Source organism: Sphingopyxis sp. sgz302558, assembly GCF_057220455.1.
Genome location: NZ_JBXPUZ010000003.1, coordinates 315,940 through 339,567, shown reverse-complemented (window position 1 = coordinate 339,567; position 23,628 = coordinate 315,940). Strand labels below are relative to the sequence as shown.

At 62.8% G+C, this 23,628-nt stretch carries 24 protein-coding genes; 9 read left to right on the top strand and 15 right to left on the bottom strand.

All coding sequences use genetic code 11. From position 1 onward, the window contains the following. Positions 1-603 precede the first annotated feature (603 nt). Both AC2TC0_RS12285 and AC2TC0_RS12280 read left to right on the top strand, forming a co-directional pair. Positions 604-2,166 (top strand): methyl-accepting chemotaxis protein, encoded by a 1,563-nt coding sequence (locus tag AC2TC0_RS12285; RefSeq protein WP_484717811.1) that lies wholly within the window; start codon positions 604-606, stop codon positions 2,164-2,166. A gap of 47 nt (positions 2,167-2,213) precedes the next feature. Continuing rightward, entirely contained in the window at positions 2,214-3,482 is a 1,269-nt protein-coding gene (locus tag AC2TC0_RS12280) for an MFS transporter (RefSeq protein ID WP_484717810.1), read from the top strand. Here AC2TC0_RS12280 and AC2TC0_RS12275 read toward each other — a convergent pair. The 4 genes from AC2TC0_RS12275 to AC2TC0_RS12260 form a co-directional block, all read right to left on the bottom strand. Then, a complete protein-coding gene (locus AC2TC0_RS12275; RefSeq protein ID WP_484717809.1) occupies positions 3,455-4,213 on the bottom strand; it encodes a competence/damage-inducible protein A in 759 nt (252 codons plus the stop codon). The two genes, AC2TC0_RS12280 and AC2TC0_RS12275, sit on opposite strands and share 28 nt — an antisense overlap. Before the next feature lie 51 nt (positions 4,214-4,264). After that, on the bottom strand, positions 4,265-5,155 hold the full coding sequence (locus AC2TC0_RS12270; protein ID WP_484717808.1) for a DUF2785 domain-containing protein: 891 nt from the start codon (positions 5,153-5,155) through the stop codon (positions 4,265-4,267). Positions 5,156-5,230: 75 nt separating this feature from the next. Further along, complete coding sequence (locus AC2TC0_RS12265; protein WP_484718125.1) at positions 5,231-5,959, bottom strand: Bax inhibitor-1/YccA family protein; 729 nt, start codon at positions 5,957-5,959, stop codon at positions 5,231-5,233. Positions 5,960-6,084: 125 nt separating this feature from the next. Continuing rightward, entirely contained in the window at positions 6,085-6,540 is a 456-nt protein-coding gene (locus tag AC2TC0_RS12260) for a low molecular weight protein-tyrosine-phosphatase (protein WP_484717807.1), read from the bottom strand. 71 nt (positions 6,541-6,611) lie between these two features. On the opposite strand from AC2TC0_RS12260, the gene AC2TC0_RS12255 reads away from it, so the two are divergent. After that, on the top strand, positions 6,612-8,237 hold the full coding sequence (locus AC2TC0_RS12255; RefSeq protein WP_484717806.1) for a spinster family MFS transporter: 1,626 nt from the start codon (positions 6,612-6,614) through the stop codon (positions 8,235-8,237). A 4-nt stretch (positions 8,238-8,241) separates the two neighbouring features. Here AC2TC0_RS12255 and AC2TC0_RS12250 read toward each other — a convergent pair whose 3' ends face one another. From AC2TC0_RS12250 to AC2TC0_RS12230, 5 genes are all read right to left on the bottom strand, one after another. Further along, on the bottom strand, positions 8,242-8,796 hold the full coding sequence (locus AC2TC0_RS12250; RefSeq protein ID WP_484717805.1) for a superoxide dismutase family protein: 555 nt from the start codon (positions 8,794-8,796) through the stop codon (positions 8,242-8,244). Between the two features lie 152 nt (positions 8,797-8,948). Continuing rightward, on the bottom strand, positions 8,949-9,377 hold the full coding sequence (locus AC2TC0_RS12245; RefSeq protein WP_484717804.1) for an ExbD/TolR family protein: 429 nt from the start codon (positions 9,375-9,377) through the stop codon (positions 8,949-8,951). A gap of 23 nt (positions 9,378-9,400) precedes the next feature. Further along, a complete protein-coding gene (locus AC2TC0_RS12240) occupies positions 9,401-9,898 on the bottom strand; it encodes an ExbD/TolR family protein (protein WP_484717803.1) in 498 nt (165 codons plus the stop codon). Between the two features lie 89 nt (positions 9,899-9,987). Then, positions 9,988-10,791, bottom strand: a complete 804-nt coding sequence (locus AC2TC0_RS12235) for a MotA/TolQ/ExbB proton channel family protein (RefSeq protein WP_484717802.1) — start codon at positions 10,789-10,791, stop codon at positions 9,988-9,990. Positions 10,792-10,854: 63 nt separating this feature from the next. Beyond that, entirely contained in the window at positions 10,855-11,514 is a 660-nt protein-coding gene (locus AC2TC0_RS12230; RefSeq protein WP_484717801.1) for an energy transducer TonB, read from the bottom strand. A gap of 259 nt (positions 11,515-11,773) precedes the next feature. Here AC2TC0_RS12230 and AC2TC0_RS12225 point away from each other — a divergent pair, with 259 nt between their 5' ends. The 3 genes from AC2TC0_RS12225 to AC2TC0_RS12215 all read left to right on the top strand — a co-directional run bounded on the left by AC2TC0_RS12225 (position 11,774) and on the right by AC2TC0_RS12215 (position 14,902). Then, positions 11,774-12,640 carry a hypothetical protein gene (locus tag AC2TC0_RS12225; protein WP_484717800.1) on the top strand — a complete coding sequence of 289 codons (867 nt, stop codon included), beginning with the start codon at positions 11,774-11,776 and terminating at the stop codon, positions 12,638-12,640. An 80-nt stretch (positions 12,641-12,720) separates the two neighbouring features. Next, on the top strand, positions 12,721-14,043 hold the full coding sequence (locus tag AC2TC0_RS12220; RefSeq protein WP_484717799.1) for a homoserine dehydrogenase: 1,323 nt from the start codon (positions 12,721-12,723) through the stop codon (positions 14,041-14,043). A gap of 28 nt (positions 14,044-14,071) precedes the next feature. Then, positions 14,072-14,902 carry a hypothetical protein gene (locus AC2TC0_RS12215; RefSeq protein WP_484717798.1) on the top strand — a complete coding sequence of 277 codons (831 nt, stop codon included), beginning with the start codon at positions 14,072-14,074 and terminating at the stop codon, positions 14,900-14,902. 3 nt (positions 14,903-14,905) lie between these two features. Here AC2TC0_RS12215 and AC2TC0_RS12210 read toward each other — a convergent pair whose 3' ends face one another. Next, the gene (locus AC2TC0_RS12210; protein ID WP_484717797.1) at positions 14,906-15,340 is read right to left on the bottom strand and encodes a hypothetical protein; all 435 of its coding nucleotides are present in this window, start codon (positions 15,338-15,340) and stop codon (positions 14,906-14,908) included. A gap of 69 nt (positions 15,341-15,409) precedes the next feature. Here AC2TC0_RS12210 and glpX point away from each other — a divergent pair, with 69 nt between their 5' ends. Continuing rightward, the gene (gene glpX, locus AC2TC0_RS12205) at positions 15,410-16,381 is read left to right on the top strand and encodes a class II fructose-bisphosphatase (protein ID WP_484717796.1); all 972 of its coding nucleotides are present in this window, start codon (positions 15,410-15,412) and stop codon (positions 16,379-16,381) included. On the opposite strand, the gene AC2TC0_RS12200 is transcribed toward glpX, so the two are convergent. Further along, positions 16,378-16,920, bottom strand: a complete 543-nt coding sequence (locus AC2TC0_RS12200) for an NAD(P)H-dependent oxidoreductase (RefSeq protein ID WP_484717795.1) — start codon at positions 16,918-16,920, stop codon at positions 16,378-16,380. The two genes, glpX and AC2TC0_RS12200, sit on opposite strands and share 4 nt — an antisense overlap. A gap of 46 nt (positions 16,921-16,966) precedes the next feature. Here AC2TC0_RS12200 and AC2TC0_RS12195 point away from each other — a divergent pair, with 46 nt between their 5' ends. Next, positions 16,967-18,928, top strand: coding sequence for an alkyl/aryl-sulfatase (locus tag AC2TC0_RS12195; protein ID WP_484717794.1), 1,962 nt, complete (start codon positions 16,967-16,969; stop codon positions 18,926-18,928). Between the two features lie 205 nt (positions 18,929-19,133). Here AC2TC0_RS12195 and AC2TC0_RS12190 read toward each other — a convergent pair whose 3' ends face one another. From AC2TC0_RS12190 to AC2TC0_RS12180, 3 genes are all read right to left on the bottom strand, one after another. Then, positions 19,134-19,586 carry a hypothetical protein gene (locus tag AC2TC0_RS12190; RefSeq protein WP_484717793.1) on the bottom strand — a complete coding sequence of 151 codons (453 nt, stop codon included), beginning with the start codon at positions 19,584-19,586 and terminating at the stop codon, positions 19,134-19,136. Positions 19,587-19,739: 153 nt separating this feature from the next. Continuing rightward, on the bottom strand, positions 19,740-20,591 hold the full coding sequence (locus AC2TC0_RS12185; protein ID WP_484717792.1) for an alpha/beta fold hydrolase: 852 nt from the start codon (positions 20,589-20,591) through the stop codon (positions 19,740-19,742). A 96-nt stretch (positions 20,592-20,687) separates the two neighbouring features. Next, a complete protein-coding gene (locus AC2TC0_RS12180; protein ID WP_484717791.1) occupies positions 20,688-21,239 on the bottom strand; it encodes a carboxymuconolactone decarboxylase family protein in 552 nt (183 codons plus the stop codon). Positions 21,240-21,357: 118 nt separating this feature from the next. On the opposite strand from AC2TC0_RS12180, the gene AC2TC0_RS12175 reads away from it, so the two are divergent. Continuing rightward, complete coding sequence (locus AC2TC0_RS12175; protein WP_484717790.1) at positions 21,358-22,293, top strand: LysR family transcriptional regulator; 936 nt, start codon at positions 21,358-21,360, stop codon at positions 22,291-22,293. Positions 22,294-22,348: 55 nt separating this feature from the next. On the opposite strand, the gene AC2TC0_RS12170 is transcribed toward AC2TC0_RS12175, so the two are convergent. Beyond that, entirely contained in the window at positions 22,349-23,563 is a 1,215-nt protein-coding gene (locus AC2TC0_RS12170) for a hypothetical protein (protein WP_484717789.1), read from the bottom strand. Positions 23,564-23,628: the final 65 nt, after the last annotated feature.

Genomic DNA, 23,628 nt, shown 5'->3' with positions numbered 1-23,628 from the left:
AGTGCGGCTAAGGCAGGGCGATAGCTATGCTCGGTAGCTTGCCCGCTTTGGAATTGCGCCTGCACCTGCGCCAAATAGCCGCCTATATCCATATGCTTCGCGACGCCCCCAATCGTCCCCCTCATGCCAACCCCGCGTCCCCCTCACAAGGGGGCTTTCCTACATCGCCGCCGCCTGTCATTCCCTTTGCCTCCGCTCGTCCAGCCTGTTGGATTCGCCGCGCCGCTGCATTCGTGCCACCGGGGCGGCGAGGGGATAGGGGGTATGATTATACTTTCTGAAGAATCCGCCATTTTTTGAGCGACCGCCCTCCCAAGCCGGACAGACCGGGGGGATAGGGGGGCATGTTTATACTTTCTGAAGAATCCGCCATTTTTTGGCGCTCCGTTCCCCGGCGCAGGCCGGGGCCCAGTGCGTTGCCCACCGACTTTGCCCATGCCCCCTGTGGTGGACCCCGGCTTGCGCGGGGGAACTGGGTCCAACGCACCCCCCCCATGGTTAACGCCCCCTTTACCCTCTTCTGCCATGCCGATCCGCGTAAAGAACCGCATTTGGGGGAATTTGCGCGTGGGCGCCTTGACATTGCTTCGTAATTCGCTGGGCATGTTGGAGCTCGACCCCAAATGGGCCGACGCGCAGCAGGCCGCGCAATTCCGTTCGATGTGCAAAAACATCATGGAAACCACGCCGGTCGTCCTGCTGCTGATGGTCGGCGTCATGCTGCTGTTCTGGAACACCGAAATGCGCGCCGTCATTGGCGGTGCGGCGATCATGATGATCATCTTGCTCGCGACGCTGCACCTGACGCTGCCCGGCCTGCCTTTTGCGCGCTTTGGCCGCATCGGCCTCGCGGGCGAGGCGCGGCTGCATCAGATTTTCGCCATCGCCAGCGCCGTCGTGTGGGGCATCATCGGCGTCGCGGCGATGGAGGTGGCGGACAGCAGTACCGAAATCTTCGTTATCGCCACCATGATCGGGGTGATTTCCACCGGCGGCCTGTCCAACCTTTATCTGCCGCACAATGCCTTTGCCTTCATGGCTATTGTCGCGGGCGCGCTGATGTTCGGGCTGTGGCGCTCGCCCCAGGAATTCAACGCCGCCATGTATGGCTGCATCATCCTTTACGTCGCGATGCTGCACCACGGCTTTGTCCGTCTCGCGGGCTTTATGATGCAGCAGGTGCGCGATTCGGCCGCGCTCGCCGAAGCCGAAGCCGCGCGCCGCCGCGAGCGGGAGGAACAGCTGCAGGCCGAACAGGCGCGCGCCGCCGAAGTCGCCGCCGCGCGCGAACAGGAACGCGAAAGCGCGCAGGCTGCGCGCCACGCCGCCATGCTGGCGCTCGCCGAACGCTTTCAGACCGAGGTTGTCGCGGTGGTCCGCGCGCTCGCCGATGGCATGCACCAGCTCACCAGCGCGGCCGAAGCGATGCAGCGCATCACCGGCGAAACCGGCGAACGCGTCGCCACCGTGCGCCAGTCGGCGGGCGAGGCGAATCAGGCGGTGCAACAGGTCGCCGCCGCCGCGTCGCAGCTGCGCGATGCCGTCGCGCATATCCATAGCGAGGTCGCCGCGCAGCGCGAGGCGGCCAGCGCTGCTGCTTCGGCTACCGGGGCAGGGGTGGCGCACGTCCGCACCCTCACCAGCGACGCCGCAGGCATGGCCGATCTCGTTCAGGTCGTCACCGACATCGCGCGCCAGACCAATATGCTGGCGCTGAACGCCAGTATCGAGGCCGAACGCGCGGGCGAGGCGGGACGCGGCTTTGCCGTCGTCGCGCGCGAGGTGAAGGGGCTGGCCGCCGAAGCGCAGGAGGCCATCGGGCGCATTGGCGGCTTCGTCGCCGGGGTGCGCGAACGCATGGGGACTGCGGACCGCAAAATGGCCGATGTCGCGACGCAAGTGGACACCATCACCGACCGCGCGGCGCAGATCGCCGTGACCGTCAGCCAGCAAAGCAGCGCCACGGGCGCGATCGACAGCAGCGCCGCGCGCGCCGCTAGCCACAGCCGCGCCGTCGCCGATGCCATTGGCGTGGTCGCCGAACGCACCGTTGAAAGCGGCGCGGTGGTCAGCCAGCTTGGCGATGTCGCGCGCTTGCTCGCGCAGGAAACAGCGGCGCTCGAGCGGCTCAGCGCGGGCTTTCTCGATCGTCTGCGCGCCGCTTAGGATAAACCGCTCGCAACGGCGCGCCGCCTGCGATAGGCCGGGTACGCATGACCAGCGCGGCGCCCGCTTCTCCCGTCACCCTCGATGCCGCCGCCGAAGCGCGCGCGCTGCGCTTTGTGCTCGTCACCCTGCTGCTCAACTCCATGTCGTTCGGGATCATCATCCCGGTGATGCCGCGGCTGGTGATGCAGCTGGCTGACGTGGGGATTGCCGATGCGACCGCGATTGGCGGGTTGATCGCGGTCACTTTTGCGCTGTTTCAGTTTGTTTGCGCGCCAATTGCAGGCAATCTGTCCGACCGGTTTGGCCGTCGTCCGGTGCTGCTGCTGTCGCTGTTCGGCTTTGCCGTCGATTTCCTTATTCTGGCGTTCGCCCCCACCCTTTTTTGGCTTTTCGTTGCGCGCGCGTTGACCGGCATCTTTGGCGCGATCAACGGCCCGGCACAGTCGGTCGTCGCCGACATTACCGATCCCAACGAACGTTCGCGCCGCTTTGGGCTGATAAGTGCAGCCTTTGGCATTGGATTCGTGCTCGGCCCTGCACTGGGCGGCGTCCTCGGCGAACTGGGCTTGCGGGTGCCCTTCTACGCCGCGACCGTGCTCGCCTTCGCCAATTTCGTCTACGGTCTTGTCGCGCTTCCCGAAACCCTGGCGCTGGACCAGCGCCGTGCTTTTGACTGGCGGCGCGCCAATCCGGTGGGGGCGCTGCTCATTATTCGCCGCCTGCCCGGCATCGGCGGCGTCGCACTTGTCTATTTGCTGTGGCAGGTCTCAAGCCTCATCTATCCGATGCTGTGGAGCTATTATGCCGCCGACCGTTACGGCTGGTCGCCGGGCCTAGTCGGCGGATCGCTCGCGCTCGTCGGCATGACAATGGCAGGGACGCAAATCTTTGCCGCCAAGCGCATCATCGCAGCGCTGGGCGATCGCCGCGCCGCACTGCTGGGGCTCGCCACTGCCAGCGTCATCATGGCGGTGCTGGGTTGGACCGACAGCGCGCTGGTCGCGGTGCTGATGATCCTGCCGCTCGGCGTTCAGTCGCTCGTGCACCCTTGCCTGACCGCAATGATGACGCGTCGCGCCAGCCCGTCGAACCAGGGTGAGCTGCAGGGTTTTGCGACTGCGGTGATGGCGCTCGGCTCTATAGCCGCGCCGCTCATCTACAATCCGCTGCACGCGCGCTTTGCCGGACCGAACCCGCCGTTCGCGCTTGATGGCATTGCTTTTTTCGTCGCGGCCGCGCTGGCGCTATCGGCGCTCGCAATATTGACGCTATTGCGTCCGGCGGATCAGATACCGCCTGCGGTCACCGGATAACCCGCCGCTTCAAGTCCCGACGTCACCTCGGCGATGCAGGCCGATACTGTGGCCGCATCGGTGGCGCGCACGACAAAATTGGCCCCTACGCGCCCCTCGCGGAAAAAAGGATAGCTGCCGATGGCCACACCCACATGGGCCTTTTCAGCGGCGCGTAGCATGTCAGCGACCTCGCTTTCGGGTACCCACGCGCCGATGGTTTCGGCGACCAGCGGCGCACCGCCTTCAAGCTGGCCCGATAGCGCATCGAGCATCCCGGCCGTAATGTGCGGCACCCCCGCCATGACGAACATATTGGCGATGCGGATACCCGGCGCGCCGGACATGCGATTGGGGATCAGGTCTGCACCGGCGGGCACGCGCGCCATGCGCAGCCGCGCCTCGGTGAGCCCGCCGCGCGTTTCATAATAACGCTCCAATATCGCCCGCGCCTGCGGGTGGACTTCCACCGCGACGCCCAGCGCCTTGGCTACCGCATCAACGGTGATGTCGTCATGGGTCGGCCCAATCCCACCCGTGGTGAACAGATAGTCATAACGCGCCCGCAGCGCGTTGACTGCCGTCACAATTTCTTCCTCGATGTCCGGCACCACGCGCACTTCGCGCAGCCGGATGCCCTGCGCATTCAGCCACACGCCAATCTGCGCGACATTCTTGTCCTGTGTGCGGCCAGAGAGGATTTCATCCCCGATCACCAGCACGGCAGCGGTCCAGATGCGTTCGTTGGTCATGGCTGTGGCCTTATCGCTGCATCATGACAACACAAGCGTCTTTGGCAGAAGTCAGGGTAGGGAGCTGAGCAGGTCGAGGAGCGGGGCTTCCATGCGCCGGACCGCTGCATCCTTGCTACGCATCACGTCAACCAGCAGCGGCATGGCAAAGGCACGGCTGTTGTGGAGCGCCGCCAGCCCCGCGAGCGACGCATAGGGTTCGCGCCAGCGCGGCGCATCGTCAGGCTTTAGTCGAGTAAAGAACGCCGCCAATTGCACGTCGCTCAGCTTTCCGCTCGCGGCAAGGAACAGCACCGGGCGCGTCAGCCGTCGGCTTTCGCCATGGACATAGCTATGCCCACTGTGCGGGGCGACTTGGGCGGCGATCGCGCCGAGCATCTGGGCGGCATCGTCAGGGTGAAGATCGGGGTTCAGCGCCAATTGCATCATCAGATCGGCACCATGCGCGATGCCGTGGCGCCACCCTGCGCCTTCAACATAACCCCTGTAGTCGGTCACGCTGTGCAGATAGGCGGTTGCCGTTTCGGCCAGGGCGCGGCGTTCGGAAGGGGTGAGCAGAATATTGATCCGGTCATAGCGAGCGACCTCGGCCAATGCGATAATCGCGAAGGGCCGCCGCACTCCATACGGATCAGCGCTGTCATCGTCTAGAATCGCCATCAGCTGACTATGGGCACGCTTGACCAGCGCGGCTGGAAAACCCTCGCTGCGCATCGCCTTTGCCAACGCCGAAAAGGCAAAATCGTCGCGCGCTTGTGGGTCGGAGTCAGCAAGGCAAGCGATGAGCGCATCGAGTTTTGCGGGTTCAGCAATCAACGCCGCTGCATCGTAGAGCGCTGCCTGGCGCTCAGCCGCCGCCACAGGGCATGGCGAGGCTTCGTTCGCTTGCGCCGCCGCCGGGAGCGCCAGCGCCGCCAATGCCAATATGCCTTTGGTTATCAAGCCCGCCAACCTTCAAAAAAATGACCCGGCGGATTGCGCCGCCGGGTCCCGTAAATCCTTGCCTGTCTGGCCCGCTTATTCGCGGTTGCCCAGCAGGTTGAGCAGGAAGGTGAACATGTTGACGAAGTCGAGGTACAGCGTCAGCGCGCCCATCACCACCGATTTGCCGACAAAGTCGGTGCCCTGCACATAGAAATACATGCTCTTGATCTTCTGCGTGTCATAGGCGGTCAGGCCAGCAAACAGCAGCACGCCGATCACGCTGATCGCCAATCCAAGAGCAGTCGACTGTACAAACAGATTAATCAGCATCGCCACAATAATGCCGACCACACCCATAATCAGGAACGTGCCGAAGCCCGACAGATCCTTCTTCGTGGTGTAGCCGTAGAGGCTGAGCCCCAGAAAGGCTGCCGCCGTCGCGAAGAAGGTCTGCGCAATCGACGTCCCCGAAAAGGCGAGGAAGATCGTCGACATCGACAGACCCATTACTGCTGCATAGACCCAGAACAGCGCCTGTGCTGCACCAGTTGACAGCTTGTTGATGCCAAAGCTCAGCACCATGACAAACGCCAAGGGAGCCAGCATGACCACCCACATCAACGGGCTGCCGATCATCGACTGGGTGAAGCCCGATTGATAGGCCAGCAGGGCGACAATGCCGGTCAGCAGCACGCCCGAGGCCATATAGTTGTAGACCGACAGCATGTACGACCGCAGACCAGCATCAACGGCCGCGTCCATTTCGGCCGCAGACGTCGGGAAGCCGGCGGCCGTAGCGCGCGGGTCGTTCCAATTAGCCATTGTTTCAATCTCCATAACCAGCCAGCCAATACCGGCCGTGGTGGCAATATCGGGGCATTTGCCTTCGCATTCAAGCGAAACCGGTATGCTGCATTAACGGATTTGGTGGCATTTGGTTGCCCCGGTCAGCGCCGCGCGGCCACAAGCGCGGCGGCTACCGCCGAAACATCGGCCCAGCAGCGGGCAAAGCCATCGGCATCGCCATAATATGGGTCGGCGACGGCCTCTCCTGCTCGCCCTGGCACCATGTCCAGCATCAGAGCCATTTTGGCACGGCTGTTCTGCGGGGCCATGGCTTTAAGGTCCGCCAGATTTTCATGGTCAGCGGCCAAGATGAGGTCGAAGCGCTCAAAATCTTCGCGGTCAATCTGCCGGGCGGCCAGTCCGCCGATATCTACGCCGTGCGCCTTGGCAATTGCTTGCGCCCGCCGATCTGGCGCACGGCCGATGTGCCAATCGCCAGTCCCGGCCGAATCAAGTTCGGCCCAGATAGCGGCGTCGGCAAAGGCAGCGCGCGCGGCCCCCTCGGCCAGCGGCGACCGACAGATATTGCCGAGGCACAGAAACAGGATTGATTGCATTGACGACGCTTCCCTTGACTTCAAAGCCTGCTAGCAGGGTGGAAATAGAGCATAAACATATGGGAGTGGAAATGGTGGCGACCGATATGCACGATCCGGCTGCGGCCCAGCGCGAGCCGCATGCCAGCGGCTATAGTTGGTATGTGTTGTTCGTTCTCGTCATCGTTTATATCCTCAATTTCATCGACCGCCAGATTGTCAGCATATTGGTTGTTGATATTCAGCGCGATCTGGGCCTCACCAATTCGCAAATGGGGTTCCTGGGCGGGGCGGCCTTTGGCGTTTTCTACGCGCTGTTCGGAATTCCGCTTGGCCGCCTTGCAGACAATTGGAGCCGGGTTAAGCTGCTGAGTATCGGGCTGACGTTATGGTCGGCGATGACCGCGCTATCGGGGTTCGCCAAAAATGGTGCACAGCTGGGCCTTGCGCGAATGGGCGTCGGCATCGGCGAAGCGACGGCCAGCCCATCGGCCTACTCGCTGATTTCAGATTACTTCCCCAAACGCCAGCGCGCGACCGCGCTCGCCATCTATTCGTCAGGTCTCTACCTTGGCGGTGGCATCTCGCTATTCATCGGTGCCACTATCAAGGAGGGGTGGAATCAAGCCTATCCCGGCGGCGGTCCATTGGGGTTGGTGGGCTGGCAAGCGGCATTCCTCGCGGTGGGCTTGCCGGGGCTACTCGTCGCGCTTTGGGTGTTCAGCTTGAAGGAGCCCAAGCGCGGTGCGATGGACGGCACTCCTGTCACCATGTCGCCGACGCCGTTCAAGGACTTTGTCCATGACCTATCGACCATCGTCCCGCCCTTCACTTTGATCGGCGCGTCAAGGCGCGGCCTCGGCGCACTGGGCATCAATGTGCTGGCGGCGGCACTGCTCGGCATATTTGCTTGGTTCATGATCCGGTTGACCGATAGTCCACTGACGCCAGAGCCAGACACTTTGCCGCAATGGTCGGCGGTGGCGGTCGGCTTTTATGCTGTTTTTTCCTGGGCAACCAATTTGCGTGCGCGCGATCCTGCGACTTTCAAGCTCATCTGGGGAACGCCTGCGTTCCTCTGTACGGCACTGGGTTACGGCCTGATTGCTTTATCGAGCTATGGCCTTGCCTATTGGACCGCGCCTTATGCCGAGCTGGTGATGCAGCTACCCAAGCAGGAACTGGCCTTCATCTTGGGTTCGTTCGCAGCGCTCAGTGGTTTTTTGGGCGTCATCATGGGCGGGCGGCTTGCCGATTATTTGCGCGCGCGCAATCCGGCGGGACGGCTTATTGTCATCATGATTGGCGTGCTCGGACCGGTCATCCCGATCTGGGTTGCGTTCACGACCAGCAGCGCAGCGATTTTCTATGGGCTGAATTTTGTCGCCGGATTGCTGGGCAGCGCAGCATTGGGTGCGGCGGCGGCGACAACGCAGGATCTCGTCCTGCCGCGCATGCGCGGGACGGCGACTGCGGTGTTTTTCCTTGCCACTACGCTCATCGGCTTAGGTTTCGGCCCGTATGTCGTCGGACAGATTGCCGATCTGACCGGCACTATGATCGACGGCAAGATGGTTGGCAATTTGCGTGCCGGGATATTGTCGCTGATCGGGGTGGTGCCGGTGGCGATGGCGCTGCTCATCTATGCCTATCGCAGCGTGCCGCAGGCCGAAGCGACGCTGATTGATCGCGCCCGCGCGGCAGGGGAGGCGATTTAGGCGCTTATTCTGGCCCGAAAACGCCGCACACCTTGCGACCGCCGCTGTTGCCGGTGGGATCAGTTTTGTAATCGTCGGCCGACGCATGGATAATGAACGCCGCCCCGTCACCATCCATTAGACCGCCATTGCCGGTCAAGGTGGCCTCGGGGATGGTCACCGTCACGCGCCCAATCAGGCCAGCTTCGACTTCCAAATTGGGCAGATCCCCCCGATGTGCACCATTGGGATTGTCGGCGCCATGTTGGGCGCCCGTCGGGTTCCAATGTGGCCCCGCACTCATAAAGTCCGGAGCCTCGCATTTGCCGACGCTGTGGATGTGCATGCCATAGGTGCCTGGCTGAAATTCGCGGGCGACAATTTCCAGCCTTAATCCCTTGCCATCGCGGAAAATGTCGACGCGGCCGCGATCATTGCCGCCGGCTTCCATCAGGTGCGCTACGGCATCAGGCTTTGGAATGTCCGCGGTCGAACCAGCACCGCCGCGCAGCGACGCGCATCCGGTCAACATAATGGCCAGGACTCCTGCGGCAATGGCGGTTTTCAGATTGCTTTTCATCGCGACACTCCTTGGCCTACAGGGTCAACGGGATATCCACCGTTTCGTTCCCAGCTTAACCGATGAGCGGCGCGGCGCAATGACATTGCGCCAACGAAAAAGGGCTGCGGTTGCCCGCAGCCCCTGTTCAAATTCAGCAATTCGTATCGGCGTCAGAAAACGCGGGCATACCGTTCGTTACCAACAAAACCGATCTTGCCGACGCCGCTGCGCTTGACCACCGCAATGACGCGGTCGACAACGATGTAGCGGGCGAAAGGATCGGGTTCGATCTGCAGTTCAGGCTCGACCGGCAGCGTCTTGGTCTGCTGGAGATAAACATCCAGCTGTGCCAAATCGACCGGTGTACCATTCCACATGATCGTGCCACCGGCATCGATGAAAATCTTATTCTTATCTGGCTCGACTGCGTTTTGCGGATTGGGATCCGGCGTTGGCAGGTCGATTTTCACCGCGTGCGTCTGGACCGGAATGGTGATGATGAACATTATGAGCAACACAAGCATGACGTCGATCAACGGCGTCGTGTTCATGTCCATCATCGGTGCATCATCACCGTCTTTGCGTACACTAGCACCCATGGGGAACTATCCTTTGAATAAAATTACAGCCGACCCAGCGTGCCCGACCCGGGCGCCGGTTCGGAAATGAAGCCGATTTTCTGGAACCCGGCGAACTGCATCGTGTAAATAACCCCGCCAATGCACTGGTAGGGCGTATTGATGTCGCCGCGGATGTGCACTTCGGGGAAATTTTCGTCGGTGATGTTTTCGACGCCACCAATATCTTCGAGCAGCTTTTCCAGCTTGTCCTGACCACGGGTCAGCAATTCGCGCGAATCAATCAGCGTTTGACCCCAATAAACCTCGCAAGCCGCTGCATTCGACGAATTACCACGAATGGAGAGCAGCACATTTTCCGGTTTTGTCGTCGTTGGCTCAAAAGCCACGTCGGGCAGCTTCAAGTCGACCGTTTCCAGCACCACCGGAACGGTGATGAGGAAGATGATCAGCAGCACGAGCATGATATCCACGAGCGGAGTCGTGTTGATTTCATACATCGGCTCTTCTTCGCCGCCATCCTTGCCTACACTCATGCCCATGGGCTTAGCATCCTGTTCTCAATAGTCTTAGTTACGCGAAAAAAGCTTGCAGCGCCCGGGGTGTTACCGGGCGCTGCCATTGCTTTTCCTCAGGCTTTGGCCGGAGCCGCCTTGGCAGCAGCAGCAGGAGCTGCAGGCATAGACGGCTTCACCTGCCCATTTGACATGATCGAGCCAAGCACGTCATTGGCAAAGGTCGACAGGTCGCGAGCAATGGCCTTGTTGCGGCTCTGCAGCCAGTTGAACGCCAGAACCGCGGGAACTGCCACGATCAGACCGATGGCGGTCATGATCAGAGCTTCACCCACCGGACCCGCCACGGTGTCGATCGACGCCTGACCCGACGCACCAATTTTCACCAGCGCGCGAAGAATCCCGATAACCGTTCCGAACAGCCCGACGAACGGTGCCGTCGAACCGACGGTAGCGAGGAAAGCCAGGCCGCCGTTGAGCTTCGAGTTGATGTGGTTCTGCGAGCGCTCAAGCGTGCCGTGCATCCAGTCATGCGCTTCGACGGGGTCGGTCAGCTTGTTATGCTCTTCGTTGGCGCGCAGACCATCTTCGACAACCTGGCGATAGGCGCTGTTCTTTTCCAGCTTTGCCGCGCCTTCGGCGAGCGTCGGCGCACGCCAGAAACCCTGCGCGACGGCCTTGCCCTGCTTCATAACCTTGTTCTGCTCGAGCAGCTTGGTGAACAGAATATACAGCGTGCCGATGAACATAATGAGCATGACCAAGAAGGTCACCTGCGACACGATGCCGCCCTCGCACAGCGCAGGGAGCAGACCATAAGGGCTGTCGCCTTCTTTCACGACGCATGCCGATGCCGGCATCAGGCCGAAGCCGCCTTCGTGGCCACCGGCAGCGGCAGCAGTGGAAATCAGATCGAACATTGCTTTACTTCCCTCTCAAAAGTCAAAAACGGTTAAACTATGGGGCCCAATCGGCCCGTCACGTCATTCCTTCGGAATTTGCCAACGCACGCGGTTCGAATAGCTACCCGTGGTCGGGTTGCCGTCGCGGTCGAGTGCGGGATCAAAGCGCGCACGGCGCGTCACCAGCTTGCAGGTTTCCTGATCGAGGTCGGCATGGCCGCTCGACGATGTGATATCGCAACCGGTTACCCGGCCATCAGCGCCCACCGTAACGCGGAACCCGGTGGTACCTTCACGCTCTTCGCGCTGCGCCCGTGCCGGATAGTCGTCATTCGTCGCCCAGCGACCCGGGTTGCCCTTAGCTTTGGCCGGCGCAGACTTATTGACCGCCGGCGGAGCTGGCGGAGCTGGCGGCGTAATCACCGGAGTAGGCGGCGCGGGCGGCGGCGGCGTTGGCGTGGTGTCGCGCAACGTGTTCGACGAAACCGGCGGCAATACTGACGGTGGTACCACCACCGGCGGTGGCGGCGGAAGCTTGTTGTCCGGCGGCGGCGGCGGCGGCGGCTCTTCCGGCGGCGGGGGCTCCTCGACGTCGATAACATCGAGCTTTTCTGCCAACTTCTTGACGATTTGGATGTTAAGCCCAGTCACCAGGCCATAGCCCAATGCTGCGGTCAACAGCCCCACCAAGACGATGGCGACTACCCTGTTTTTAGGGTCAACTGAATCACCATATGCCATTCAGGAACGACGCTCCTTGCTAGATCATCCTGATTATACCAATCCGGACGGAGGCAAAGAATAACCCGGGGCCCAAAAAGCTCCCCATCCCAATCCATGCACCCGGCGAATGCTGACCAGCTATTATTGCTTTTTCCGGTCAGTTCTTCACGTCCTATCGCGGCAATGCCGAGTTCGCAAACCCTTTATCAAGGGTTAAGATTGGGCCTACCATAGTGGCACAGCCAGTCCATCAAGCCGCTTACAAGGATGTAAACAGATGCGTTTCCCGATCCCCGTGGTTGCTGTCAGTCTGATGTTTTTCGTCGGGATTCCAGCCTATTCGCAACAACGTCCGGCGCCACCAGCAGCGATGGTTCCAGCGACCGCCAGTCCGTTCAGCTATGCCGATGTTGCCGATCTGGCGACTATTGCGCCGCTGGTGGTCGATGCTCGCGTCCGGTCGGCGAGCGCACTGCCGCCAGAGCGTGCGCTGGGAATCAGTCCAGACAAAGTGCGAATCTATGTCGAGGCCGACGTGATCGCGCTGATTCGCGGCGCCGGGCCGCTCGCTGCACGAATCGCCTGGCTTGTGGACATACCCCGCGATGCCAAGGGAAGGCCGCCCAAGCTCAACAAGCAGCGTTTGCTTGTCTTTGCCCGCCCGGTGTCAACTGGCCAGATCGCTCTGGTTGCGCCCGATGCGCAGTTGGCATGGGATAATCCGACCGACGCACTGGTCCGACGCGTTGTTGGCGAAGTGGTCAAGCCTGGTGCGCCAACGAAGGTGACCGGCATCGCCAACGCCTTTCATCAGGCTGGAACATTGCCGGGCGAGGGCGAAACCCAGTTCTTTGTCGAAACAGCGAGTGGCGAACCGTTGACCCTCTCGGTCATCAGCGCGCCCGGCCGAGCGCGCCAGTGGGCAGCCACATTTGGCGAGATTGTTGATGGCAACGCAGCAGTGCCTGCGCGCGATACTTTGGGCTGGTATCGTTTGGCTTGCGAGCTGCCGCGCGCCCTGCCACCCGGAACGTTGGTAGGGGCTGGCCCCCGCGAGCAAGCTGCCGCGATCGCCGACTATCGCTTCGTGCTGGAACAGCTTGGCGAATGCAGACGCAACCGGACGCCGTCTTTAAGGCGCTAGGCGTGCGTTGACTGAGTGGCAAAAGGCGATAGGGGCGCAGCACGCGGCGTTTGGCCCGTGCCTTACCGGAGACTTTGCTCATGCCGCCACGCTTGCCTAGCCAAACCAGCGCTGCTCCGCTTCGTGTTGGTTTGGCTGGTATTGGTGTCGTCGGCGCTGGCGTGGTCAAATTGCTTGAGACTAATGCTGCACTGATCGCGCGCCGCGCGGGCCGGCCGGTCCAAATAGTCGCAATAAGTGCGCGCGACCGGCATCGCGACCGCGGCATTGACCTTTCCTGTTATCGCTGGATCGACGATATGCAGGCGCTGGCTAATGACCCTAATGTCGACGTCGTGATTGAGATGATCGGCGGTGCTGACGGTCCGGCGCTGACGCTGGCGCGGCAAAGCATCGCAGCGGGCAAGGCATTTATCACCGCCAACAAAGCAATGATTGCGCACCATGGACTCGATCTGGCCGGCGCGGCCGAAGCGCGTGACACACCGTTGAAATATGAAGCCGCCGTCGCAGGCGGCATTCCTGTTATTAAGGCCATACGCGAGGGCGCGTCGGCGAATGAGATCGCGCGCGTGTATGGCATCCTTAATGGCACCTGTAATTATATCCTGACGCTGATGGAGCGCGAAGGCGCGGACTTTGCCGAGGCATTGGCGGCGGCGCAGGCGCAGGGATATGCTGAGGCCGATCCTTCGTTCGATATTGACGGGGTTGATGCTGCACACAAATTGTCGATCCTCGCCGCGCTGTGCTTCGGCACGCGCCTCGATTTTGGCGCTGTTGGGATTGAGGGGATACGCGATCTTATCGCCGCCGACATCCGCGAGGCAGAAGCGCTCGGGCATCGGGTTCGACTGATCGGCATGGCGGAACGGAACGGCCATGCCCTTTACCAGCAGGTTCAGCCGTGCTTGGTGCCTTCCGACCATCCGCTCGCTTATGTTCCCGGCGCACTCAATGCTGTGGTCGCTGAAGGCAATTTTGTAGGGCGGCTGTTCTTCGAGGGTGCAGGCGCGGGAGCAGGGCCAACCGCATCGGCCATCGTCGCTGACATCATCGATATCGCCCGCGATGAATATGGTCCTGCCTTTGCGATGCCGGTGGATGCGCTCGACGCCGCCGAACCGGCCGACCCCGGCTTACGCGAAGGCAAGCATTATGTCCGCCTGATGGTAGAAGACCGCGTCGGCGTGCTCGCTGAAATTGCCGCGGCAATGCGCGATGCCGGGGTGTCGATCGAAAGCTTCATTCAGCGCGGTCAAGATGCTGGCGGTCAGGGCGTTGTCATGGTGCTGGTCACCCATCGGTGCAAAACATCGCGCGTTGCCGCTGCGCTGGCCGCGTTGGGCGCAACCCCGAACGTCATCGGCGCCCCTATGCACATGCCGATCCTCGACCTATAGTGGAGCGAGGGACGACCACGGGGGAAAAATGACAGCAATTCAATTGCGCGCGGCGTTCGGCCACGCGAAGGCACTGGCGGTTAAGGACTGGCAGGCGTTGCTGCTTTATCTCGCGCTGGGGGTGCTGGTCCCCTATCTTTTGCATGCTGGCGAACCAACCCTGTCTCTGCGCGCGCTCGTCGCCGTGGTTGCAAGCGGTGGCTATTTCGGCGGATCGCTTGCGGGACCATTTTACCTGGCAGCGATCATTGCCGTGCTGTGGACGGCGGCTCAGTTTGCGCTGTGGAACGCCTTACTGCCTGACCTGCGAGAAGGACCGGTTAGCGAGATCATGTACGCACTGGTGGGCGGGGTGGCCTATCTGGTCTGCTATGTCGTCGCCAGCCTCTTGATCGCGGTGCTGCCCGGCTTGGCACTGGGTCTGGCGCTGGAACCGCTGCGCTTGTCGGGCAGCGACGGCATGATGATTGCGGCCGGCATCCAGACGCTGGTCAATTTGGGGTTGGGCGCGTTCATTGGTGCGCGGTTGTGGCTTACTGGACCAATTATGGCAGCGAACGGAGACATGAACCCAATACCCGCGCTGATTGAATCATGGCGGCGAACGGCACCGTCGTGGGGCAAGCTATTCCTCCTTTACTTCTTTCTCCAGTTGGTAGCGACGCTTGCTTTTGTCGGCCTGTTCGCGGCGGGGAGCGCAATCATATTGGCAGACCCGCAGGGTGAAGGCTGGGGCGAAACCGCGATGGCTATAGTCTGGTTGCTGTTCTGGTTGGTCGTCTTCGCGGTGCAGGCGTTGCTCGCGGGCGGGATGTATATGGCGAGTCAACGCGAAACCGACGCCCAAGTGTTTGCCTAGGTATCACCTGGGCGGCGTTTCCCCCGCTGCTTCAGCCTCAGCGGCGCGCGCGGCCTCCATCGCCTTGACATGCTCGAGCAGCGCATTGGGCCGCGCGCGTGGGAACAGAACGCCATCTTGTCCGAACCAATTATAGGGCAACTTGTCCAACGACATTGTCTTGGGTTCGGGAGCGCGCGGAATCGAATCGCGCGTCGACTCGCCGACGCCCGCAATGGCGCGCAGCTCGGGCGACAGGCGGTTATCGGCGGTATCGCTGCCGCACACCACGATGGTGCCGTCCTCTGCGGGTTTGCAACGGCGAATGGGGCTGTAGGCCTCCTTCGCCTTGTCGATCATTGCCTGAGTATCGACCGGACCTTGCACGGGCGCCGCCGCTTCGGCCTGCATTGTCATCATCGTGGCCAATAGCGCCGCCACACCACTCGACAAGGGCAATTTCCCTTCCTAAGGCCCCGCTGCAACCATTCCCCGACCGCTGCCTAACCCAACGGAGTCCGCTTGACCATGACCGAACGCAGCCAGACGCTTGACCGCGTACTTGTCCTCGAAATGGTGCGCGTCACGGAATCGGCGGCCATAGCGGCCTCCAAGCTGATCGGGCGCGGCGATGAAAAGGCGGCAGATGCCGCGGCAGTCGAGGCCATGCGCGCGGCACTTAACAGCCTCTACATGGACGGCACGGTGGTGATAGGCGAGGGCGAGCGCGACGAGGCGCCGATGCTGTTCATTGGTGAAAAGGTCGGCAACGCGCCGGGCAAAGGACCCAAGATCGACATCGCGCTCGACCCGCTGGAAGGGACCACCATTTGCGCCAAGGCTGGGCCCAACAGTCTGGCTGTGCTGGCAATTGCCGAGGAAGGCAATCTGCTCAACGCGCCCGATGTCTATATGGACAAGATTGCGGTTGGCCCCGGCTATCCGGCCGGCGTCATCGACCTCGACAAATCGGTCGCCGACAATATCCGCGCAATCGCCGCGGCAAAGGGTGTCGAACCGCACGAGATTATAGCCTGCGTGCTCGACCGGCCGCGCCATGAAAAGATCATTGCCGAGCTGCGCGAGCTGGGTTGCGGCGTGGTGCTGATCGGCGATGGCGATGTGGCCGGCGTCATTGCGACGACAGACCCCGACACCACCATCGATGTGTATATGGGTACCGGCGGTGCGCCCGAAGGCGTGCTCGCCTGCGCCGCGCTGCGCTGCGTCGGCGGCCAGTTCAAGGGCCGCTTGCTGTTCCGCAACGAGGCCGAACGGAGCCGGGCGCGCAAATGGGGCATCACCGACCTCGACAAACAATATGACATCCGCGAGCTCGCCAAGGGCGATGTGATCTTTGCCGCGACGGGCGTCACCGACGGCTCGCTGCTCGCCGGGGTCAAGCGGCTGAAGGGCGGCAAGATGACGACGGAGAGTGTTGTTATGCGCGCGTCGTCGGGCACCGTACGCTGGATCAAAGGCGAACACCGCCTCGGCTAAAACACCCCCGCGGCCAATCCAGCTGCCAGCGCCGCGCCCAATTGCTCTGCTGCTGCCAACTCAGCCGCGCCAATCACCTTCGCCGCCCAGATCGCCTCGCCGGTCTGGGCGCCGGTGATGACGATCATTTCTTCGGCGATGCGGCGCAGGCGCCAGCCGGTGGCGATGCGGTCGAGCTGGCGCTGCGCGCCGGTGCCGTCGCTGCCGGCGCAGATAATGGTGGCATAGGGGCGGCCTTCGATCTGGCCGAGCACGGCATAATAATTGCGGTCGAACATTTCCTTCATCGCGCCCGACAAGGTCGCAAGATTTTCGGGGGCAACAAACAGGTAGGCGTCGGCTGCCAGCAGCGCGTCGGCGCTGACATCGTCGGCGCGGCGGAGATCGATGGCGACTTCGGGCGCAGCCATCGCCCCGCGCGCCGCTGCGCGCGCCAGCGCTTCGCTGCCGCCGGTGCGGCTGTGCCAGATGATGAGGAGGGTTTTGGTTTCCACTCCGCATTGTCGCGCGACCGAGGCTTGCTGTCGAGGGCTTGCCATTGCGTCCGGCCCAGCGCAGCATCGCAGCTGGGAGAGGGAGGATTGCATGAGCACCAAATATCGCGCGCTGCTGGGAGCAGCGGGAGCGTTGGCCTTGGCGGCACCGCTGGCAGCACAGGACGCCGCGAGCGAGCATACGATTGCCGCGAACAAGGCGCTGGCCGCGCGGCTGGCGCTGGCGGGGGGTGAGGATCGGGCCGACGCGGCGCGCGGCAAGATTGCGGAAATCCCTGACGGTTTGATCACAAAAGCCAATGGCGACGTGGTGTGGGACTGGCGGCCCTATGCCTTCCTCGACGCCGCCGAAGCCCCGGCGAGCGTGAACCCGTCGCTGTGGCGGCAGGCGCAGCTCAATCGCATTCACGGGCTGTTCGAAGTGGTGCCGGGCAAAATCTGGCAAGTGCGCGGCTATGATATTTCGGTGATGACCATCGTGCGCGGCAAGACCGGGTGGATCATCATCGACCCGCTGACGTCCGAAGAAACCGCCGCCGCATCGTGGCGGCTGGCGATGGCGCATCTGCCGAGGCTGCCGATCAGGGCGATCATCTTCACCCACAGCCACAGCGACCATTTCGGCGGCGTCGGCGGCATTGTGACGCGCGACCAGGTGGCGCGGGAGAAGATCCGCATCATCGCCCCGCACGGCTTTTCGGAAGAAGCGGTGGCAGAGAATGTCATTGCCGGGACCGCGATGGGGCGGCGCGCGACATATATGTTCGGCAGCTTCCTTGCGCCCGGCGAGCGGGGACAGGTCGACACGGGGCTGGGGCCGCGCCTGCCCGCGGGGACCATCGGCTATATGGAGCCGACCGAAACGCTGCCCAAAGCCGGCGGGGTGCGCGAAATTGATGGTATCAGCTTCGATTTTCTGGACGCAGGGGGAACCGAGGCGCCATCGGAGTTCATGTTCTATATCGCCGATTACAAGGCGTTGCATACGGCGGAGGTGGCGACCAAGACGCTGCACAATGTGCTGACCCTGCGCGGGGCGCAGGTGCGCGATGCGCTGTTCTGGTCCAAGGTAATCGACGCGGCGCGGGTGAAATGGGGCGATGTCGCGCAGGTGCAACTCGCGTCGCATGGTTGGCCGACCTGGGGACAGCCACAGGTGGCCGCCTATCTGACCGAACAGCGCAACATCTATCGCTATATCCACGACCGCACGCTGAACCGCGCCAACAATGGCGCGACGCTGCACGAGGTGGCCGACGGCGTCGCCGAAGCGCCGGGGCAGGAGCAAGCGTTTCATGCGCGCGGCTATTATGGCACGCTCAACCACAATATGAAGGCGACCTACCAGCGCTATTTCGGCTGGTGGGACGGGGTGCCGGCCAATTTCAACCCGGTACCGCCCGAGACGGCGGCGAAGGGCTATGTCGCGCTGGCGGGCGGGCCCGACAAGCTGCTGAGCGCGGGGCAGGCGGCGCTGGCGGCGGGCGATTATCGCTGGGCGGCCGAATTGCTGAACCATCTGGTGTTCGCCGATCCCGCCAATGCGGCCGCGAAAGGCGCGCTCGCTTCGGCCTATGACCAGCTGGGCTATCAGGCCGAAAGCGGCGCGTGGCGCAATTATTACCTGGCCGCCGCCGCGACGCTGCGCGGCACCGAACGCGGCGGGGGCGTGAGCAATGGCCAGAGCCGCGCCTATATCGAAGGCATCCCGACCGCGTCGATCTTTGACGCGCTGGCGACGCGCTTCGATGCGGAGCGGGGACGCAAGCTGAAAGGCCAGTTCCAGTTCATCCTGCCCGATCGCGGCGAACGCGTGGCGATCGAGGTCGGCGGCGGGGTGGAATTCCCGCGCTTTGGCGGCAGCTTTGCCCAGCCGACCGCGACCATCACCATCGACCGCAAGGCGCTGGACGATGTGTCGCTGGGCGCGGCGAGCTTTCCCCAGCTGCTGGCGTCGGGCGCGGTAAAGGTGGAGGGCGATATGGCCGCATTTCTGGCCTGGTTCGCGCTGCACCCCCCCGCCAATGCGCGCTTCGGGGTGGTGGTACCGTAAAGGCCAGCAACCCATGTTTCGTCATCCCGGCTCGGCGATGGCCTCGCTGATCCGGGATAACAAGCGACAGGGGCCCGTTATCCCGGATCAGCGAGGCCATCGCCGCCCCGGGATGACGATGATTGGGTTGTTGCCATCCTCGATAAAGATACAAAAGACACCGCCGTTTTCACTTTTTCTGTATCCTTTGTATCCCTAAGTGAGCTTATCGCGGCGCGGTGGTGTCGCGCATGGCGGCGCTGGTCAGCGTCATGTCGGGGCCGCCCGCGACCGTCACCGATCCGCCGCGCGTTACGCGGATCGTCGTCACGCCGTTGAGCGCGCGGTCCATCAGCACATCATATTGCCGCGCGCGCCCGGCATCGACCGCACGGTCCCACGCCCGGACAAAGCCGAGCGCGTCACCGCCCAAGGCGAGCGCGCGGTCGCGCAGGCGATAGGCCGCAACGCGCCCCATCCCCGCCGCACGCGCCGCCGCGCCGACCGAGCCCATCACCGACAGCGCGCGGATGAAGCGCCGCTGCGCCAGCGGCGACCAGCCACCCGCGCGGACGCGATCCATGGGCACGGGGGTGAAAGCGAAAGTGGTGCCGGACAGATCGGGATCGCCGTGCTGAGCGGCGGGCGAGGGCGATTCGGGGGAAGGGGCGATGCTCATCCGATAGTATGGAGCAAATTGTGCACGTGTAGGAAAGTGGTTTCGTTACGCGTCGGCGCAACTACGCGGTCATCATCCACCGTAACTGCGAGCTTTGACTCAGGGAAGCGGCAAGACCGCCGGCCAGCGCTTGCGGCACTGACCGGCGATCAATTAGTTCACAAAAACGTCCTTGATCTCCGCTGCAACAGTGGCGGCATTTTCGTCGAGGACGAAGTGACCGGCATCGAGCCAAACCAGCTTGGCCTGCGGCAGATCAGCCAGAAACGCTTCGGCACCGGCGGGTACGAAGAAGGGATCGTGCTTGCCCCAAGCAATCAGCGTCTTCGGCTGATGCTGGCGGAAGGCCGCTTGCCAGCTGTCATAGGCAGCAACATTGGTCTTATAGTCCTCGAGCAGGTTGAGGTGGGCGGCGTCATGTCCGGGGCGATCAAGCAGCGCCTGATCATGGGTCCAGTTGTCGGGGCTGATCGCCTCGACGTTCCTGGCACCGACCTGATACTGAAACTTGGTCGTTTCGGCAGCGAGGAAGGTGCGGGCACCGGCTTCGCTGGCTTCGTCGCGCTTGTCCCACAGCGGCAGGAAAATCTGCGCCGGCATTTCGCCCACACCGGCCATATAGGCGTTGGTGTTCTGGATCACGAAGCCGGTCACCGCCTGCGGTTTGAGGGAGAACAGGCGGAAGCCGACCGGGCCACCGAAATCCTGCATATAGAGGATGTACGATGTCAGGCCGAGTTGATCGATCAGGCCAGCGACATGATCAGTCAGATTGTCGAAGCTGTAATCGAAGTCCTCGACCGAGGGCGCATCCGACTGGCCAAAGCCGATATAATCGGGGGCGATAACATGGAAGCTGTCCGCCAGCAGCGGGATTAGATTGCGGAACATGAAGCTGCTGGTCGGGAAACCGTGCAGCAGGATGATGGTCGGCAGCGACGGATCACCGGCTTCGCGATAGAAGATTTGACGGTCGTTGACGGTGGCGAATTTATGGAGAGTCATGGGAAGTTCCTTTGGAGGTGGGGAGAGCGGAAAGGGACGGGCGCCGGTGTAGGGAGTCATGCCGACGCCCGCCGTTGTTGCGGTCGTTGCGCGGCCTCAGGCGGCCTTGCGCGCTGTGACGACCGGGAAGTCGATCTCGGTTTGGAACACTTCGTTGAAGGAGTTGGTCCAGCTGTTCAGCGCGACGTGCTGCACTATCTCGATAAGCTGCGCGTCGGTGTAGCCAGCCAGCTTCACGGCTGCGAAGTCAGCGTCGGTCACATGGCCGCGGTCCTTTGCGACCTTTGCCGCAAAGCGGACGGCGGCATCGGCCTTGGGATCGTTCGACGCGCCGTTGCGGTTGGCGGTGATTTCGGCATCGTCGAGCTTGGCGAGATTGCGGCCGAGATAGGTGTGCGCCGACAGGCAGTAATTGCAGCCGTTGATTTCGGCGACGGCCAGCGCAATGCGTTCGCGCGTTGCGGCGGGCAAGCTGCCCTTGCCGAGCGCGCCCGACAGGGCGAGATAGCCTTCGAGGGCCTGCGGGCTGGTTGCAATGGCGCGGAACATGTTGGGCGCGCTGCCGAGCTGACTGACAACGGCGTCGAGCAGTGGACGCGATGCTTCGGGGGCATCGGCGATGGTGGCGGGGATGGTGATGCGTGTCATGGGAAACGGGACCTTTCTGTGGCGGTCGAGAATGACCGTGCAGTTCAAATAGGCCCTTTCAATTTTTTGCATCAGATGGTAATTTTGAGACTGTAACTTCCATTATACGGAATATTGAATGGACCGCTTCGAGGCTATGCGCACGCTGTTGGCGGCGGTTGACGAAGGCAGTCTGTCGGCGGCATCGCGGTCGCTCGCCATCCCGTTGCCGACCATCAGCCGCCGGATCTCCGACCTCGAGACGCATTTGGGCTCGCAGCTGCTAATCCGCACCAGTCGCAAGTTGGTGCTGACCGAGGTTGGTGAAGCCTATGTTGCGGTTGCGCGCCGCCTGCTTGACGATCTGGCCGAAGCCGAGCGTGCGGCGAGCGGCGAGTATCGCGAACCGCGCGGCGAATTGCTCGTGACCGCGCCCGTGATGTTCGGCAAAGTGCATGTCGCACCGGTGGTCCATGAATTTCTGGCGGCCTACCCGCCCGTCAGCGTCCGCCTAATCCTGACCGACCAGGTCGTCGATCTGGTCGAGGCGCATGTCGATGTGGCGGTGCGTATCGGTCGCTTGCCCGACAGCCAGCTGATCAGCCGGACGGTGGGTACAGTGCGCTGGCTGCTGTGCGCCAGCCCCGATTATCTCGCCCGGCGCGGTGAACCTGCCACCCCTGAAGCGCTGGGCGAACATGACTGCATCGCTTTTGATGATGCCACCGCAGAACGCAGCTGGACATTGGGCAGCGGCACGGCCGAACGCACCATCGCCTTCAAACCGCGTTTTGCCATCAATACGGCCGACGCGGTTGTGGCGGCAGCAGTCGCGGGCCTCGGCGTGGCGCGGCTGGCGACCTATCAGGCGGCGGCGGCGATTGCCGATGGGCGGCTCGTCCCGGTCCTACGCGCCTGGACCGGTCAGCTCATTCCGGTCAATCTGGTCCACCAGCCGCAACCTTTCCAACCGCTCAAGCGCCGCGCCTTTCTGGACTTTACGGTCCCGCGACTGAAAATGGCGCTGGCTAGCATCGCCGCCGCGACAGAAATGGAGTCGGGCGCGCCGCCATGATGGCGTTGGCACTTTCGATCCCCGTGGCTGGTGGACCCAACGCGCTCTCACCCCCTCAACACGCCCCCAACGCCCCACCCAGCATACCCCCTAGCCCCTTCTTGCACTTGGGTTTTTCCTCGGGCTTATCCGCGCTGCCCATCTGCCCCATGTCGGGGCCGCCGACCAGGAAGCTGGTGGTGCTGCGGTGGCGGACGCGGGCCGTCCAGATCAGGTCCCAGCGCGCTTTGGCGTCGGCGGGTTTGGGCGGGTAGGCGAAATTTTCTTCGGGGCCGTATGCGAACAGATTGCCCATCAGAAAGTCGGGGGCGTCGCGGCGGACTTCGGCCGGAATGGTGCACTGGGTGATGGCGGGGGGCAGCACCGCCTTGCGGTTGATCAGGCGCGTGACTTCGGCCGGGGAAATCCAGTCGGTCAGGCCGCCGAAGAAATCGCGGCTCGCGCTGGATGACCACCAGACCAGATCGGTGGCGTCGTCGGGCCCGCTGCCCTTGGCGCCGAACGCCCAGAGGAAATAGCCGGTGCTGCGCGGCACGCTGTTCCAGCTGACGGGAACGCCCGCGGTGCCGTCAACGGCTTTGGCCTTCAGCGGATCGAGGAAATCCTGCGCCAGTGTGAAGGCGATTTCGGGGCTGTAATTGCCCGCGATGCGGTGCGCGCCGATCAGGCTGCTGTCGCCCTTTAGCCGTTTATTGTCCGCGCCGGGCCAATAGCCATAGGTTTTGCTGTTCGACATTTGCGGGCCGTAATCGCGGATGACGGTGCTGGCGAACAGATTGGGCGGCACTTGCCCCGCCGCCATTTTGGCAAAGTCGATGACGACCGGCTGGCCCTTGGGCGCTTTGGCGCCGCAACCCCAATAGATGAGCAGGCGGCCCTTGGGCTTTTTGAATTCGCGCTCTTCGGGCGGCTTGTCTTCATCGGGGGCAGGCTTGCCGGGTTCGGGGGTGAACAGCGGCACCGATTTGCCGAGCTTGGCACCCGCGGGCATGAAATGGTCGGCCTTGGCCTTGCCCTTCGTCGGCAATTGCTGCGAGCCGAGGCGCAGTTCGAGTTCGCGGACGTGGCCGCCGCCGCCACCCATCATCATGGAGAGCGCGCCGCCCATGCCGCCGCCCGCCATTGCCATAAAGCCGCTGGTGGTGCCGGCGCGCATGTCATAGCGCGCGACGGGGCCGGTCTGCGGGTTTTGGGTGGCCGCCGGGCCGACCAGCAGCGCTGCGGTGGCGGCGAGGAGCAGGGCGCGGGTGGTGAACGTGCGGGGGATCATGGCGACATCCTTTCATACCGGCAGCGCCCTTGCGGACACGCTGCCAAAACTTTGGCCAAGCGAGC

Bases quoted from the DNA above. Each gene is read 5' to 3' on its own strand.
- AC2TC0_RS12285 (WP_484717811.1), top strand. From the start codon at position 604: ATGTTGGAGCTCGACCCCAAATGGGCCGACGCGCAGCAGGCCGCGCAA.
- AC2TC0_RS12280 (WP_484717810.1), top strand. From the start codon at position 2,214: ATGACCAGCGCGGCGCCCGCTTCTCCCGTCACCCTCGATGCCGCCGCC.
- AC2TC0_RS12275 (WP_484717809.1), bottom strand. From the start codon at position 4,213: ATGACCAACGAACGCATCTGGACCGCTGCCGTGCTGGTGATCGGGGAT.
- AC2TC0_RS12265 (WP_484718125.1), bottom strand. From the start codon at position 5,959: ATGGCTAATTGGAACGACCCGCGCGCTACGGCCGCCGGCTTCCCGACG.
- AC2TC0_RS12260 (WP_484717807.1), bottom strand. From the start codon at position 6,540: ATGCAATCAATCCTGTTTCTGTGCCTCGGCAATATCTGTCGGTCGCCG.
- AC2TC0_RS12255 (WP_484717806.1), top strand. From the start codon at position 6,612: ATGGTGGCGACCGATATGCACGATCCGGCTGCGGCCCAGCGCGAGCCG.
- AC2TC0_RS12250 (WP_484717805.1), bottom strand. From the start codon at position 8,796: ATGAAAAGCAATCTGAAAACCGCCATTGCCGCAGGAGTCCTGGCCATT.
- AC2TC0_RS12245 (WP_484717804.1), bottom strand. From the start codon at position 9,377: ATGGGTGCTAGTGTACGCAAAGACGGTGATGATGCACCGATGATGGAC.
- AC2TC0_RS12240 (WP_484717803.1), bottom strand. From the start codon at position 9,898: ATGGGCATGAGTGTAGGCAAGGATGGCGGCGAAGAAGAGCCGATGTAT.
- AC2TC0_RS12235 (WP_484717802.1), bottom strand. From the start codon at position 10,791: ATGTTCGATCTGATTTCCACTGCTGCCGCTGCCGGTGGCCACGAAGGC.
- AC2TC0_RS12230 (WP_484717801.1), bottom strand. From the start codon at position 11,514: ATGGCATATGGTGATTCAGTTGACCCTAAAAACAGGGTAGTCGCCATC.
- AC2TC0_RS12225 (WP_484717800.1), top strand. From the start codon at position 11,774: ATGCGTTTCCCGATCCCCGTGGTTGCTGTCAGTCTGATGTTTTTCGTC.
- AC2TC0_RS12220 (WP_484717799.1), top strand. From the start codon at position 12,721: ATGCCGCCACGCTTGCCTAGCCAAACCAGCGCTGCTCCGCTTCGTGTT.
- AC2TC0_RS12215 (WP_484717798.1), top strand. From the start codon at position 14,072: ATGACAGCAATTCAATTGCGCGCGGCGTTCGGCCACGCGAAGGCACTG.
- glpX (WP_484717796.1), top strand. From the start codon at position 15,410: ATGACCGAACGCAGCCAGACGCTTGACCGCGTACTTGTCCTCGAAATG.
- AC2TC0_RS12200 (WP_484717795.1), bottom strand. From the start codon at position 16,920: ATGGCAAGCCCTCGACAGCAAGCCTCGGTCGCGCGACAATGCGGAGTG.
- AC2TC0_RS12195 (WP_484717794.1), top strand. From the start codon at position 16,967: ATGAGCACCAAATATCGCGCGCTGCTGGGAGCAGCGGGAGCGTTGGCC.
- AC2TC0_RS12190 (WP_484717793.1), bottom strand. From the start codon at position 19,586: ATGAGCATCGCCCCTTCCCCCGAATCGCCCTCGCCCGCCGCTCAGCAC.
- AC2TC0_RS12185 (WP_484717792.1), bottom strand. From the start codon at position 20,591: ATGACTCTCCATAAATTCGCCACCGTCAACGACCGTCAAATCTTCTAT.
- AC2TC0_RS12180 (WP_484717791.1), bottom strand. From the start codon at position 21,239: ATGACACGCATCACCATCCCCGCCACCATCGCCGATGCCCCCGAAGCA.
- AC2TC0_RS12175 (WP_484717790.1), top strand. From the start codon at position 21,358: ATGGACCGCTTCGAGGCTATGCGCACGCTGTTGGCGGCGGTTGACGAA.
- AC2TC0_RS12170 (WP_484717789.1), bottom strand. From the start codon at position 23,563: ATGATCCCCCGCACGTTCACCACCCGCGCCCTGCTCCTCGCCGCCACC.